The 14,638-nt window shown below is 69.3% G+C and carries 13 protein-coding genes; 5 read left to right on the top strand and 8 right to left on the bottom strand.

Annotation, left to right across the window (positions count from 1 at the left end; all coding sequences use genetic code 11):
• Positions 1–19: 19 nt before the first annotated feature.
• The 4 genes from KOL93_RS02635 to KOL93_RS02620 all read right to left on the bottom strand — a co-directional run bounded on the left by KOL93_RS02635 (position 20) and on the right by KOL93_RS02620 (position 4,133).
• Positions 20–985, bottom strand: coding sequence for an acyltransferase family protein (locus KOL93_RS02635; RefSeq protein WP_221583740.1), 966 nt, complete (start codon positions 983–985; stop codon positions 20–22).
• Positions 986–1,187: 202 nt separating this feature from the next.
• Positions 1,188–2,438: a sulfate adenylyltransferase subunit CysN gene (cysN, locus tag KOL93_RS02630; protein ID WP_221583739.1), complete on the bottom strand. Its 1,251-nt coding sequence runs from the start codon at positions 2,436–2,438 to the stop codon at positions 1,188–1,190.
• 2 nt (positions 2,439–2,440) lie between these two features.
• A complete protein-coding gene (gene cysD / locus KOL93_RS02625; RefSeq protein ID WP_221583738.1) occupies positions 2,441–3,352 on the bottom strand; it encodes a sulfate adenylyltransferase subunit CysD in 912 nt (303 codons plus the stop codon).
• 10 nt (positions 3,353–3,362) lie between these two features.
• Positions 3,363–4,133 (bottom strand): 3'(2'),5'-bisphosphate nucleotidase CysQ, encoded by a 771-nt coding sequence (locus tag KOL93_RS02620; protein WP_308291518.1) that lies wholly within the window; start codon positions 4,131–4,133, stop codon positions 3,363–3,365.
• Between the two features lie 202 nt (positions 4,134–4,335).
• Between KOL93_RS02620 and KOL93_RS02615 the strand changes: the two genes are divergently transcribed.
• Complete coding sequence (locus KOL93_RS02615; RefSeq protein WP_221583736.1) at positions 4,336–5,331, top strand: sulfite exporter TauE/SafE family protein; 996 nt, start codon at positions 4,336–4,338, stop codon at positions 5,329–5,331.
• Positions 5,328–6,440, top strand: a complete 1,113-nt coding sequence (cysC, locus tag KOL93_RS02610) for an adenylyl-sulfate kinase (protein WP_308291517.1) — start codon at positions 5,328–5,330, stop codon at positions 6,438–6,440. Before KOL93_RS02615 ends, cysC begins: the two co-directional genes overlap by 4 nt.
• Before the next feature lie 56 nt (positions 6,441–6,496).
• Here the strand turns inward: cysC and KOL93_RS02605 are convergent, their stop codons facing one another.
• From KOL93_RS02605 to KOL93_RS02590, 4 genes are all read right to left on the bottom strand, one after another.
• Entirely contained in the window at positions 6,497–7,399 is a 903-nt protein-coding gene (locus KOL93_RS02605) for a sulfite exporter TauE/SafE family protein (RefSeq protein WP_221583735.1), read from the bottom strand.
• 83 nt (positions 7,400–7,482) lie between these two features.
• A complete protein-coding gene (locus KOL93_RS02600) occupies positions 7,483–7,941 on the bottom strand; it encodes an RrF2 family transcriptional regulator (RefSeq protein WP_221583734.1) in 459 nt (152 codons plus the stop codon).
• A gap of 89 nt (positions 7,942–8,030) precedes the next feature.
• Complete coding sequence (locus KOL93_RS02595) at positions 8,031–9,413, bottom strand: MFS transporter (RefSeq protein WP_221583733.1); 1,383 nt, start codon at positions 9,411–9,413, stop codon at positions 8,031–8,033.
• A gap of 35 nt (positions 9,414–9,448) precedes the next feature.
• On the bottom strand, positions 9,449–11,236 hold the full coding sequence (locus tag KOL93_RS02590) for a sulfatase (protein ID WP_221583732.1): 1,788 nt from the start codon (positions 11,234–11,236) through the stop codon (positions 9,449–9,451).
• 106 nt (positions 11,237–11,342) lie between these two features.
• Between KOL93_RS02590 and KOL93_RS02585 the strand changes: the two genes are divergently transcribed.
• The 3 genes from KOL93_RS02585 to KOL93_RS02575 all read left to right on the top strand — a co-directional run bounded on the left by KOL93_RS02585 (position 11,343) and on the right by KOL93_RS02575 (position 14,606).
• Complete coding sequence (locus tag KOL93_RS02585) at positions 11,343–11,957, top strand: TetR/AcrR family transcriptional regulator (protein WP_221583731.1); 615 nt, start codon at positions 11,343–11,345, stop codon at positions 11,955–11,957.
• An 82-nt stretch (positions 11,958–12,039) separates the two neighbouring features.
• Positions 12,040–13,572, top strand: a complete 1,533-nt coding sequence (locus tag KOL93_RS02580; protein WP_221583730.1) for an O-antigen ligase family protein — start codon at positions 12,040–12,042, stop codon at positions 13,570–13,572.
• Complete coding sequence (locus KOL93_RS02575; RefSeq protein ID WP_221583729.1) at positions 13,569–14,606, top strand: hypothetical protein; 1,038 nt, start codon at positions 13,569–13,571, stop codon at positions 14,604–14,606. The genes KOL93_RS02580 and KOL93_RS02575 overlap by 4 nt, the downstream gene beginning before the upstream one ends.
• The last annotated feature ends 32 nt before the right edge of the window (positions 14,607–14,638 follow it).

Here is a 14,638-nt window from a genome sequence, read left to right as displayed (position 1 = left end):
ATCGTCGCGCTCAGGAGCGTCAGCCCCCCCCGTTCAGCTCGGCGGTGAACACGAGAATCGGCCAGTGCACGAGGTAGAGACTGTATGACCGCAGACCGATGTAGTTCATGACCGGGTTGCTCAGTGCCGCATCGAAGCCCCCGGGACGCCGGGCCAGGATCATGAGCGCGGTTCCCACAGTCGGAACGAGCGCGAGGTAGCCCGGGAACATCGTTCCCTGCTCGTTGAACGTCAGCATCGCGACGAGGATGAGCGAGAGACCGAGCAGCCATGATGCCCTCTGAGCCGCGCCTCCGGCACGCCCCGGCGACCACGGGATCCGCTCCGCCCACACGCACAGCGCGCCGATCGCGAACTCGTACACCCGGAACGGCATGAGATAGAACGCGGCATCGGGCGAGCGCATCGACACGTACGTCGTGGCGATGACAGACAGGACCGTGCCGACCACGAGGATCGGGAGAACGAGGCGCGGCAGGAACTTCACGAGCAGGAACATCGCGAGGGGCCAGACCAGGTAGAACTGCTCCTCGACGCTCAGCGACCAGGTGTGCAGGAGTGGCTGGCTCGCAGAGGACTCAGCCCAGTAGCCCGATTCCTGCCAGAAGAAGATGTTCGACACCGACACGGCCGCGGCGGCTGCCGACTGCGCGATCTCCGCGATGCGGAAAGGCGGCAGCAGGACCAGAGCCGCGACGAGCGTGCCGAGGATCGTGACGAGTGCGGCCGGAAGCAGTCGCCGTGCTCGACGCAGATAGAACTCGGCGAAGGAGAACTGGGATCGCTGCATCCCCGTCACGACCTGACGAGTGATGAGGTATCCCGAGATCACGAAGAACACGTCGACGCCGACGTAGCCGCCCGGAAGCATGCTGAGCCCCGCGTGGAAGAGGATCACGCTCATCATGGCGATCGCCCGCAGCCCGTCGACGTCGGGTCGATACCCGTCCAACCGCGCAGGATCCATCCGCGTCGTCGCCGTCACACGTCCCGCTCCCGACCGCGACGTACGCGCGGAGCATGCTTCTCGGCGTTCTCTCACGTGGCAATCGGCGTTCGGCGCCGAGCCTACGGCGTCCTATCCGCTGCCGTCGGGAGTGCTCGCATCCCCGCTGTCGCCCGAACGCGAAACGGGGCGGCACTCCCCTTGCAGGAAACGCCGCCCCGTTCAGCGGACGTGCGTCAGGTCACTCGGCCTGGTTGATCGTGCAGGCCGCGACCGTCGAGTTGGTCGCCTCGTCGATGAGGATGAAGGATCCCATCGACGGGTTCAGCTTGTACGAGTCGGCCACGAGCGGCGACGTCATGCGCAGCGTGACGCGGCCGATCGAGTTGAGCGGCAGCTTGTCGACGTCGGTGTGGCGGTGCAGCGAGTTGACGTCGAGCTCGTACTGGATCTCCTTGACGACGCAGCGGGCCTCGCGGCTGTTGTGCAGCACGGTGTACTTCTTGCCCTTGACGAGCGGCGCGTCGTCCATCCAGCAGATCGTCGCGTCGATGTCCTGCGACACGTGCGGCTGGTTGTTCGGTCGCGCGATGACGTCGCCGCGCGAGATGTCGATGTCGTCCTCGAGGCGGACCGCCACCGACATGGGCGGGAACGCCTCGTTCACGGGGCCGTCGCCCGTGTCGATCGCCTTGATCTTCGAGGTGAGACCCGACGGCAGGACGATGACCTCGTCGCCGACGCGCATCAGACCGCTCGCCACCTGGCCCGCGTAGCCGCGGTAGTCGATGACGTCGCTCTGCTGCGGGCGGATCACGTACTGCACCGGGAAGCGCACGTCCTGCAGGTTGCGGTCGGCGCCGATGTAGACGTTCTCGAGGTGGTGCAGCAGCGACGGGCCGTCGTACCACGGCGTCTTGTCGCTGCGCGTGACGACGTTGTCGCCCTGCAGCGCCGACATCGGGATCGCCGTGACGTCGGTCACGTTGAGCTTCGTGCAGAAGTCGAAGAAGTCCTTGCGGATCTCGTCGAACACCTTCTCGTCGAAGTCGACGAGATCCATCTTGTTGACCGCGAGCACGATGTGCGGCACGCGCAGCAGCGACGCGATCGTCGCGTGGCGGCGGCTCTGCTCGATGACGCCCTTGCGCGCATCCACCAGCACGACCGCGAGGTCGGCCGTCGAGGCGCCCGTGACCATGTTGCGCGTGTACTGCGCGTGGCCCGGGGTGTCGGCGATGATGAACTTGCGCTTGGGCGTCGCGAAGTAACGGTAGGCCACATCGATCGTGATGCCCTGCTCGCGCTCGGAGCGCAGACCGTCGGTCAGCAGCGACAGGTCGACGTACTCGTTGCCGCGGCTCTTGCTCGTCTCCTCGACGCTCAGGAGCTGGTCCTCGAAGATCGACTTCGAGTCGTACAGCAGACGGCCGATGAGCGTGCTCTTGCCGTCGTCGACCGAACCAGCGGTCGCGAATCGCAGCATGTCCATGTTTAGAAGTACCCCTGCTTCTTCCGGTCCTCCATCGCGGCCTCGCTCACACGGTCGTCGCCACGGGTGGCGCCGCGCTCGGTGATGCGGGTCGCTGCGACCTCTTCGATGACCTTCTCGAGCGAATCCGCGTCCGACTCCACCGCGGCGGTGAGGGTCGCGTCGCCGACGGTGCGGTAGCGCACCAGGCGGGTCGAGACCTCCTCGCCGGCCTTCGGCTGGCAGAACTCGTTCGCCTCGAACACCATGCCGCCGCGCACGAACGTCTCGCGCTCCTGGGCCAGGTAGATGTCCGGGATCTCGACGCCGTCATCCTTGATGTACTGCCAGATGTCGAGCTCGGTCCAGTTCGACAGCGGGAACACGCGGATGGACTCACCCGGGTGCACGCGGCCGTTGTAGAGGCTCCAGATCTCGGGGCGCTGGTTCTTCGGATCCCACTGGCCGAACTCGTCGCGGAAGGAGAACACGCGCTCCTTGGCGCGGGCCTTCTCCTCGTCGCGGCGGGCGCCGCCGAGCATCGCGTTGAAGCCGTGCTTCTCGACGGTGTCGAGGAGGACCGGCGTCTGGATGCGGTTGCGGGAGCCGTTCGGCTCCTCCTGCACGAGGCCGGCATCGATGGCCTCCTGCACGGAGGCGACGATGAGGCGGAGGCCGTGCTTCTCGACGTACTGGTCGCGGAAGGCGATGATCTCGCGGAAGTTGTGGCCCGTGTCGATGTGCACGACGGGGAAGGGCAGTCGCGCGGGCGCGAAGGCCTTCATCGCCATGTGCAGCATGACGAGCGAGTCCTTGCCGCCGGAGAACATGAGCGCGGGCTTCGAGAGCTGCGCCACCACCTCGCGGATGATGTGGATCGACTCGGCCTCGAGCTGCTTCAGCTGCGAGATCGAGTAATGCGTTTCAGAGGACACCTGGCTCCTTTCACTCCGGCTGCGACGCGAGAGCCGCGCCGATAGCGTGCATCACTTCATCCCGAATCTCCGGGCGGCAGACCACCAGGTCGGGCAGGTAGGGGTTGGGCTGGTTGTACACGAGCTCGCTGCCGTCGAGGCGCGAGGTGTACAGGCCGGCGGCACGGGCGACGGCGACCGGTGCGGCGCTGTCCCACTCGTACTGTCCACCGCCGTGCACGTAGGCGTCGGCCTCGCCGCGCACGACCGAGCAGATCTTCACGCCGGCGGATCCCATCGGGACCAGCTCAGCGTCGAGGCTCTCGGACACGCTCTTCACGAGCTCAGGCGCCCGGCTGCGGCTCACCGCGATGCGGATCTTTCCACCGCGAGGCGCGGCGTGCGCGTCGAGCTCGCTCGAGACGAGGACCTCGTCGGGGCCGCCGAGGGCGACGGCGCCGAGCGCGAGCTCGCCCTTCACGACGAGCGCGATGTGCACGGCCCAGTCGTCGCGGCCCTCGCTGTATTCGCGAGTACCGTCGAGGGGGTCGATGATCCAGACGCGGTCCGCGGCGAGGCGCGCCTCGCTGTCGGCGGCCTCCTCGCTCAGAACGGCATCGTTCGGCGCGAGCTCCGCGAGACGCGCGGCGAGCACCGCCTGCGCGCCCTGGTCGCCCAGATCCTTGAGCGCCTTGCCCTCGACACCGGGGTTCTCGTCGCGGATCTCGAGGAGCCGGCGAGCGGCCTCCGTCGCGAGGGTGCGTGCGAGACGTGCGTCGGTCAGAGTCGTCGAGTCAGTCACGAAGAAGCGGCCTCCAGATGCAGGCAGGGGAAAAGCGTCGCCAGAACGGCGACGTGGTGACTTTACCTCACGCGACACGCGGAGCCGGAACCGGCGCAGTCCTTTAAATCCGGCCGGAATCATCGGGATACGCCCGCCTTCCCTTGTCACGCGGGTTCACGCACACCGAGATCGCCATGGCCCCCTGATACCGTTTGCCCTCATGGAATGGGCTCTGGTGATGGAGTGGCTGGCGGGGCTGAACTGGGCGATGATCATCGCCGCCCTGGGCGTCGGCGTCGTCGTCGGCCTCACGGGGATGGGCGGCGGCGCCCTCATGACCCCGATGCTCGTCCTCGGATTCGGGGTCAGCCCGCTGACGGCGGTGTCGAGCGACCTCATCACGTCGGCGGCCATGAAGCCGGCCGGCTCCCTGGTGCACGCGCGCAAGGGCACGGTGCACTGGAAGCTCGTGATCTGGCTGATGATCGGATCCGTCCCGACCGCCTTCTGCGGCGCGCTCATCATCTCCGCCGTCGGCGAGCTGGCGGGCGTGCAGGAGTTCGTGAAGACCTCGCTCGGCGTCGTCCTGCTCCTCGCGGCAGTGCTGCTGGGATTCCGCGCGTTCATCGGCATGCGCAACCGCGCGATCGAGCGTCAGTACGGCACGCACACGCAGCGCAGCGAGACGGCCGACGTGAAGGTGAAGATCCTCCCCACGCTCCTCGTCGGGATCGTCGGCGGCCTCATGGTCGGCCTGACGTCGGTGGGATCCGGGTCGTTCATCATCATCGCGCTGATGCTCCTCTACCCCCTGCTCTCGATGAACCGCCTCGTCGGAACCGACCTCGTGCAGGCGGTGCCGCTCGTCATCGCGGCGGCGATCGGCCACCTCCTGTTCGGCGACGTCGACTGGAGCATCGTCATCCCCCTCATCATCGGAAGCGTGCCGGGCGCCATCATCGGCGCGCGCCTGTCGTCGACGCTGCCAAGCGGCATCGTCCGCCGTGCCCTGGCCCTCGTGCTCCTCGCCGCGGGCCTGCGCATGCTGCAGGTCGACGTCACCTGGACCATCGCGGCCGTCTCGGCGGCCTTCGTCGCCGCGACCGTCGGCTGGATGGGCCTGCGCCGCGTGCACGGCCTCCCCGCGACGTTCGCGAAGGAGCGCAAGATCGACTCGGGCGAGACGCCCGCGAAGGAAGAGAGCGGATCTCAGTGACACAGCACGATGTGACGATCACGGCCGCGCAGCAGCGCGACATCGAGCTGGCGCTCGCCGGCGCCTGGGAGGGCGTCGCGACGCTCACCCTGACGGGCGTCGACGCGTCCGCCGGCGATGAGCTCGTGCTGCGCGACGCCGAGGGCACCGACATCGCATCGCTCGCCGTGTCCGCCGTCGAGCACAGGGGCGGCGGCCCTGCCGCGGTTGAGCAGATCGGCACGGGCGAGGCCCCCGACCTGCCGATCCGCATCGCGGCGACGGGATCCGTCACTGCCCGGCGCGAACTCGGCCACCGCGACCGCACGGACCTGCGGGCGACGACCACCGACCAGCGCACGGCATCCGCGCTGGTCGTGACGGGATCCGTTCCGGAGACCCTGGAGGGATCCGCGCCGGTGATCGTGCTCGATCGCGGCGACTCGCGCGCCCTGGCACAGGCGATCCACGCCGTCGAGAAGGCCGCGCGCACAGCGATCGTCCTGCCGGCGGCGTCGACGCACGACGCGACCCTCGCCGCCGCGCGCACGCTCGTCGCGGACGACCTCACGGTCGTCGAGACCCCCATTCCTCGCACGCGCGGCCGCGTGCTCCTCCTCACGGGCCTGTCGGGATCCGGGAAGTCGACGATCTCGAAGCTGCTCGTGCAGAAGCTCGCCGAGGTCGACGAGCGCAGCGTGAGCCTGCTCGACGGCGACGAGGTGCGCCTCATCCTGTCGGCGGGCCTCGGCTTCTCGCGCGACGACCGCATGCTCAACGTGCAGCGCGTCGGCTGGGTCGGTGCGCTCGTCGCCCAGCATGGCGGCATCGCCGTGTGCGCCCCCATCGCCCCCTACGAGGCGATGCGGGCCGAGATGCGCGAGCGCGTCGACGCCGTCGGCCGCTTCGTGCTCGTCCACATCGCGACCCCCCTCGAGGTCTGCGAGCAGCGCGACCGCAAGGGGCTGTACGCGAAGGCGCGCGCCGGCGAGATCGGCGAGTTCACGGGCATCAGCGATCCGTACCAGGTGCCGGCAGACGCCGATCTGACGATCGACGCCTCGGTCGTACAGCCCGACGACGCGGTCGACATCATCCTCGCGAAGCTCGCCGAGATCGACGCCGAGTAGTCCCCAGCACACGCCGCGGGCCGCCCTCCTCTTCGGAGCAGGGCGGCCCGCCGTCGTCATGCGCGCTCGTGCACGTCGATCCGCGCCGCCTCGATCCGCTTCGACGCGAGGTGGCCGCGCACGCTCCAGGCGACAGCAGCGATCCAGCCCGCGAGGATCACGCCGTAGACCGTCCAGGCGATGGGGGCGGGCGCCGCGATCCACTCGGTGTTGAGCAGCGTGCGGGAGTTGGTGAGCACGATGACGCCGCCGACGAGCGATCCGAGCACACGCGGCGGCACGAGCCGGACGAGCCACGCCGCGATCGGGGCGGCGACCACGCCGCCGATGAGCAGCGCGAGCGCCCAGGTGTAGTCGATGCGCTCGCCCGAGAGGCCGACGAAGAAGCCGATGCTCGCGGCGACGGCCACGAAGAACTCGCTGGTGTCGATCGTGCCGATCACCTTGCGCGGCTCCATGCGGCCGCTCGCGAGGATCGCCGGCGTGCCGACCGGGCCCCATCCACCGCCGCCCGTGGCGTCCATGAACCCGCCGACGAGGCCGACCGGCACGAGGAAGCGCCGCCGCAGCGGCTTGTCGCTGCGCGTCGGCAGCCCCTGCACCGTGAAGCGCAGCAGGACGTAGAGACCGAGGCCGAGCAGGATGATCGACATGACAGGCCCCGCGAGCTCGGTCGACAACCAGGACAGGAACGTCGCGCCGGCGAAGGCGCCGATGGCCCCGGGGATGCCGATGCGCGCCACGACGCGCCAGTCGACGTTGCCGAACTTCCAGTGGGCGGCGCCCGACGCGAGCGTCGTGCCGATCTCAGCGAGGTGCACGGTCGCCGAGGCGGCGGCGGGATTCGTGCCGATCGCGAGCAGCAGCGTCGTCGATGTCACGCCGTACGCCATGCCGAGGCTGCCGTCGACGAGCTGCGCGCCGAGGCCGACGAGCGCGAGCAGGATGAGTGTCTTCATGAACATGGACCATATCCGATGATTTTGGTCGGAATAGAAGAGTTAAGAAGAACGACACGGAGGGCGACGGGATCCTGCGGTCCTCAGTCCTGCGACCAGGCGTCGTCGGCGTCGGTGAGGGCGCGGATCCCCTCCGGCAGGTCGCCGCGCGCGAGGTCGTCGAGCGTCACCGACTCGAGCACGGCGCGCACGTTGGCACGCAGCGCCACCCACACGTGCAGGAGCGGCGCGGCCACGCCCTCGAACTCGAGATCGGACGGGCGCTCGTCGCGCACGTACACGAGCGGCCCGTCGACCGCTCGGATCACATCGGCGAGCGTGATCGCGGCCGCCTCCCGTGCAAGCCGGTGGCCGCCGCGGGAACCGCGCTGGCTCGCCACGATCCCGCCGCGCCGCAGGTCGCTGAGGATCCCCTCGAGGAAGCGGTGCGGGATCCCCTGATGGCGCGCGATCTCCTCGGCGGCGATCGGGGTCTCGTCGTCGCGGGCGGCGAGTTCAGCCGACGCGCGCACGGCGTAGTCGGCTCGGGCGGAGATGCGCATACGTCGATTCTCTCTGACCGCACGCGAACGGCGAACTTCCTGGCGGGAAGCGGCGGGGCGAATCCGCGCCACCCCCGCCCGTACCGCTGTCAGTCGGCAGACTCTTCCGCCAGGATCCTCGCGCGACGCGCGTCGAGTTCCTCCTGCAGCGCCTCACGGTCGCGACGGAAGGGGCGGTAGAGCAGCGACAGGAACACTGCGTTCGCGAGCATCACGCCGCAGACGATCCAGAGCATGACCACCGGCAGGCCGTATGCGTCGGCGAGAAACCCGCCGACGAGCGTGTAGATCGCGAATCCGATCGACTCGACGACCGAGACGAAGATTGCGAACGCCGCGCCGCGCAACTCGGGCGGCACGACCGCCATGACGAGCGGCCGATTGACGCCCGGATTCAACCCCTGCGCGAGGCCCGCGGCACCGAACAGCGCGAGGAAGGGCACGATCGACCCGTAGTCGAACTGCGTGGCGAAGTAGGCGACGACCGCAAACAGCGCCTGCGCGACCTGAAGGAAAACGACGCGGCCGTAGTTGACGCTCAGGCGATTGACGGCGTCTGAGACCACCCCTCCGACGATGGTTCCTGCGAGGTACCCGACCCCGAACGGCGCCATCACGGTCGCTGCGACGGGCGTCTCGAACCCATATGTGTTCACGAGAAGCACAACGCCGAAGGCCGCGAGCACCATGTGGCTCGAAAGCAGACGGCTGCCGAGCAGAACGACGTAGCTGCGGATGCGCAGCAGCCCGACAACACGCGCCCAGGTGATGGCAGCCTCCGTGGCGTCGCGCTGCTTCTGATCGAATGCGCTGAGCTGCTGTTCGGCCGCCCCCTCGCCGGGATCCTTGTAGAACAGCAGGATCAGCAGCCCGAACAGCATGTTGATGCCACCGAAGATGAAGAACGCGTACCGCCAGCCGTCTTCGACGTTCGCAAGCTGACCGACGAGCGGAGCGGCGATGCTTCCCGCCGCGGCGACGACGCCGTAGACCCAGCCGACGACCCGACCGCGCGACCTGTCGGGGTACGAGTCGGAGATGACAGTGGGGACGATCGCGTGGGCAGCCGCGGTCCCGGCGGCCATGATCGTGTAGAGGACCACGAGCTGAACGAAGTCCTGCGAGAGGCCGGCCGCGACGCCCCATAGCCCCCAGAATCCCGTCGCGATCGCCAACACCACCTTGCGTCCGAGCCTGCGCGCGAGGAACACCCAGAGCGGCCCAGCGATCGCGCCGATCAGGCGAGCGGAGGCCGACAGGATCCCGAGCGCGCTCGTCGCGAGGCCAAGCGCCGCCTGGATGACGGGGAACAGTGTGTTGACGAGACTGCTCTCGCCGCCGTCGACGATCATCGACCCGCCGAGTACGACCATGTTCGATCCGCGCCGAGGCACCTTCGGCGCGGGGCGCGACGCCTGGATCGTCGTCGTCGTCACGGGAGGGACGGCCGGTTCGGCCGAGTGATGGGACATGTGAACACTCCTTCGTGTTGCGTACCTGTCGAAGATCAAACGAGAACGGCGGAAAGCTCGTCAGCGAGCGCGGCGAGCAGGGGGCGCGGGAGGAGCCCGACTGCGAACGCAGCGATCTGGAGGAGCGTGAGGCCGACAGCGAACGACGCAAACCCTCCGTCGACGAGCATGGGCGCGTGCCGCGCGACGACGGCACGCGCCTCATCGTCCGCGAGGAGATCGCGCAGCGGCACGTCGAGGCGTTCCCCCGCGTCGCCGAAATCCTCCGCCGCGGCGGCCGGTTCGAGCGCCGCCATCGCCGCGCTCCACTGCTCGCGCACGAGCAGGTGAACCGCGGCGAGCGAACCCGTTCGGGGCAGCCCGAGACGGTCGAACTGCTCCTCCGGCGCGTCGTGCCGCATGAGCTCGTCGCGCAGCGCGGTGGCGAGCCGCATCTCGAGGTCGTCGTCTCTGAGCGGACGCACCTGGCCGGGATCTTCCTCGAGGTCGAAGAGCAGCGTGCCGAACGACGCGGGCGAGACGAAGCTGCTCGCAGGGATGCGGAGCGCGGGCATGCCGCGCGTGAACGGAAGCGGTACCGAGAGCTCGGCGGCGGCGAGATCTGGCCCGCTGAAGAAGCCGTTCATGCGCGTCGGCATGAGCGTGTACTCGAAGAGGGGCGCGTTCTCCAGGGAGCGCGCCGCGCGCATATAGACGTATCGTCCGTCGGTGATGCACGCGTGCCCGCCGAAGATGCCGAAGAGCGCGAGCTCTGCCGCCCCCGCGCCCTCCTCGATGACCGGAAGCAGCGACTCGCCCTCCATCCGGTCCGTCGGACCCACTCCGAACCAGTCGAGGAGCGTCGGGCCGACGTCGATCGTGCGCACGAGCTGGTCGCGGCGTTCGCCCGCCGCCTGCGGTGCCCGCGGATCCGAGACGAACAGCGGCGTGTGGATCGTCTCGTCATACCAGGGCTGGATGTTCTTGCCCCACCACCCGTGCTCACCCAGCATGAGGCCGTGGTCGGTGTTGACGATCAGCAGCGTGTCATCCCACATGTCGTGCGCGTCCATCGCATCGAGCACCCGCCCGAGCGAGGCGTCGCACATCGTGACGAGCGCCTGATACTCGGCCCGTGCCCGCTCGACGGTGACGGCCTTCTCCGTGACGCGCGCGTAATCGGGCCAATCGAAGTGCAGCCCCTCCGACGAGTCGAGGTAGCGGCGTCGATATGCCTCATAGCTGAAGAACGGCTCGTGGGGATCGAAGGTCTCGATCTGCACGAACCAGTCGTCTGCGTCGGCGTTGGTCTCGAGGAACTCGACGCCGGCGTCGAACGTCAGAGTCTGGGGATGATCGCGCTCGTCCGTCAGGTGCGCACGGTTGATCCAGTCCTGGCGCCACAGCCGGGGCTTGAGGTCGTCCGCCATGCCGTGCGAGACGGGAATCTCAGGATCCGCGACCTGGCCCTTCCAGGGATCCCCCTCCTGCCCGCGGAACAGCTCGAATGTCGAGTACCGCGTGTGGTAGGTCGCACCGCCGTCCTCCCAGTAATGCTGGTGATCGGTCGCGAGATGCGTGTGCACGCCGGATCCGCCGAGCATCGCGATGGTCGAGTCGTCGAACGGCTCGAGCGGACCCCACGAGCGGTGCAGGAAGTTGTGGCGCGCCGTGTGCAGCTCGCGCCGGGCCGGCATGCACGGCATGCTCCCCGCGTAACTGGTGTCGAAGGTGACCGCCCGCCGCGCGAGGCGCTCGAAGTTCGGCGCGTACACGTCCGTCGCGCCGTACGGCGGGAGCATCCGCCGGTTGAGGCTGTCGAACATCACCATGATCGCGCGCATCGTCGCCGCCCTTTCGCGTCTGCCGTCTGCTTCGACGACTCGCCTAACCTACCGAGTACTCGGTTAGTTATCAAGAAGCCCGGAACGACGACGTACAGTGATCGACGTGACCACCGGCGAACGACGCACCCGCGCGCATGGCGACGAACGCAAGCAGCTGGTCCTCGACGTCGCAACGCGACTGTTCTCAGAACGCGGATTCAATCGCGTGAGCATCGGCGACGTCGCGAGCGCATCGGGGCTGTCGCAGGCGGGCCTGCTGCACCACTTCCCGAGCAAGAAGGCCCTGCTGCTTGCCGTGCTTCAGGAGCGTGATCACCGCCGAGACGGGGCGCGCGACGCCGCGCCCCATGGGCTCGACTTCGTCACGAACTTCGTGGAGACGCTGGAGGAGAACGAGCGCCAGCCGGAACTGATGCGGCTGTTCGCGATCCTGTCCTCGGAGAGCATCACGGCCGAGCACCCGGCCCACGGCTGGTTTGTCGCCCGCTACGAGGACCTGATCGCTCTGACGACTGACGAACTCCGCAACGCGATCGATACGGATTCGCTGCCGGACGGCATCGACGTCGAGACGATCGCGCAATGGCTGATCGCTCTCGCCGACGGACTGCGCCAGCAGTCGCTCCTCCTGCCCGGGACCGTCGACCGAGTCGCGGCGATGCGAGCGTTCATCGGCCTGCTCCGCCCGTATCTGCGCAGAACCAACGCACCGCACTGATCCACACGCCTGGCGCGTGCCCCGGGAACCGCGCAGACGGATCCTAAGATGGGGGCTGACCAACCTGATGGGGGTTCACCGCGTGGCACGACTGCAGGCCGATCCGTCGTTTCTCGACTCGCGGTCGACCCTCGAAGTCGTCCTCATCCTCGGCCTCGTCGCGATCGCGGCGGTCGCCGTCGCCGTCCTCGCCTTCCGTCTCCGATCGCGCTGGCTGCTCGCCGCGACCCTCGTCCTCGGCGTCGTGCAGTTCTTCGGGCCGTTCGGGTTCACGTCCGTCGCGCTGCTGGTGACATGCGCGCTGTTCCCCGCGGCCGTCTGGCGATCGAGACGCGTCCTGCTCGGGGTGCGCACGGGATCCACGCTCTGGGTCTGGCTCCTGCTCGCCCTCGCCGTGTGGCAGGCGATCGCGGTGCTGTGGTCCGAGAAGCTCGGATCCGCCGCGTATCCCGTCATCTTCGCCGGCGCCGCGCTGACCGTCTTCCTGCTCGCCCGCGACGTCATCGCCCACGACGCCGACGGCCTCCCGTGGGCCATCGCCGTCGTCGCGCCGCTGATCCTCGTCTCGGCGCTCGCGGTCGTCGCATTCCGCCTCTTCCCCGGGCTCGAGGCGCACTACCTCCTGTCGCACACCGCGACGCTGTTCACCGAGCCCGACGTCGTGCGCATCACGGAGGACGAGGTGCTGCTCGCCGGCGACCCCGTCGGGCAGCAGGGACTGTTCTACGACATCACCGTGCGGCCCGGAGCGGCGGGCGGGATGTTCGCCGAGATCCTCGCGACCACCGACCCGACGGGCTTCCAGAACGTGCTCGCCCCCGACAAGTCGGGCGGGTTCTTCCTCAACGGCAACACGGCCGCGCTGTTCTTCGCGATCACCGCCTGCGTCGCGGCGTGGGCCGCGCTCTCCGCGCGCCGACGTGCGCTGCACCTGGTCACGCTCGTCGCGTCACTCGTCGCCGTCGTCGCGACCGGATCCAAGACGGCCCTCGCGCTGCTCATCGCGCTGCCCGTCGCCGCGCTGTTCATCGCGTTCTGGGTGCGTCGCCCTCGCCTCGGCACGATCATCGCGGCCGTCATCGCGGTGGGCGTCGCCGCCGCGGTCGCCGTCGTCGCACGCGTGGCACCGGGGGCGTTCCACGAGGGGACCCTCGGCGACCGGCTCGTCCTCTGGCGCGTCGTCGCCGACGCGTTTCCCGGGCGCTGGTTCGAGGGGTTCGGATTCGGCCACTGGCGCAACCACATCGTCGCCGTCTGGGGCCATTACTTCCCCGACGTCGCCACGCAGACCTGGCCGCCGCACAACCTCTTCCTGCAGGCGTGGGTCGACGCCGGCATCGTCGCCCTGCTGCTGACGATCGCGCTCGTCGCCGTGCCGCTCGTCGCCAGCGTCCTGCGCATCGCGGAGGCCCGCCGGGGCGCGCTGCTCGCGGCCCCGACCCTGCGTGCCGGGATCGTGTTCGTCGGGCTCGCCTGGGTCCTCCTGCACGGCCTCGCAGACACGACCACGTTCCTGGGCGACAACCACACCGCCCCGTTCGTCGCCGTGCTCACCGCGCTCGCGCTCATGCCGACGCGCACCGATCAGCCCCGCGCGACGGAGGGATCCGCATGACGACGTACGTGTACTACCCGCGCGGGCTCGCAACCGGCGGCCCCGAGGCGCTGCACCAGCTCGTCGACTCGCTGCGCCGCCAGGGGCAGGAGGCCTACCTCGTGCCCGTTCCCGGCACCGAGTCCGCGCCGCGCGCCGAGCGCTACGCCCACTACGACGCCCCCGAGGCCCCGCAGGTGCGCGACGAGAAGGGATCCGCCGTCGTCGTCCCCGAGACGCAGGCGCTCCTTCTGAAGGGCCTGCGCCGAGCGGATCCGTACGTCTGGTGGCTGTCGATCGACTACGCCCCGCGCTTCGTCATCGAACGCGACGCGACGACGCGGCTGCCCATCGAGCGCCACCGCACGCATCGGGCACCGCTGCTGCAGGTGCGCGCCGCGAAGCGGGCCGTGCGCGGCATGCTCACCGGCGAGGACAGACTGCTCGGCCGCGTCGGGCACCTCGCCCAGTCGCACTACGCGTGGAGCCACGTGTTCGCGCACCTCGGGCGACCCGGATCCCTGCTCAGCGACTACACACCCGTCACGCCGCTCGCGGAGGGCGACGTGACGACGGACGGGCGGATCCCGCGCATCGCCTATAACCCCGCGAAGTCGCACGAGATCATGACCGAGTTCGCGCGCCGCTGGCCCGGCATCGAGCTGCTCCCGCTGCAGGGGATGACGCACGAGGGCGTCGCGGAGGCCCTGCGCACATCGCTCGTCTACCTCGATCTCGGCACCCACCCCGGAAAGGACCGCATGCCCCGCGAGGCCGCGGCGATGGGATGCATCGTGCTCGTCGCGAACCGCGGGGCCGCCGCCGGCGGGGTCGACGTGCCGCTCCCCCGGGCGCACAAGGTCGAGGTCCGCGGCGATGTCGTGCTCCACGCCAAGCGGGCGCTCGACGCCGTCCTCGCGGACCCCGCGGCCGCCCTCGCGGCGCAGGCCGACTACCGCGCCCGGATTCCCCGCGAGCGCGACGCGTTCGACGCCGAAGTCGCGGCCGTCTTCCTCCGCGGCGAGCTCGGCGACGACGGCGCGCGGCCCGCGTGACCTGAGCGCACGGCACGCGGAGCGAGCGCGGT

Origin of the sequence: Microbacterium salitolerans (genome assembly GCF_019720895.1) — a bacterium.
GTDB lineage: Bacteria > Actinomycetota > Actinomycetes > Actinomycetales > Microbacteriaceae > Microbacterium.
Note: the sequence above shows the minus strand (reverse complement) of the source record. Positions and strands in the feature narration are given on the sequence as shown.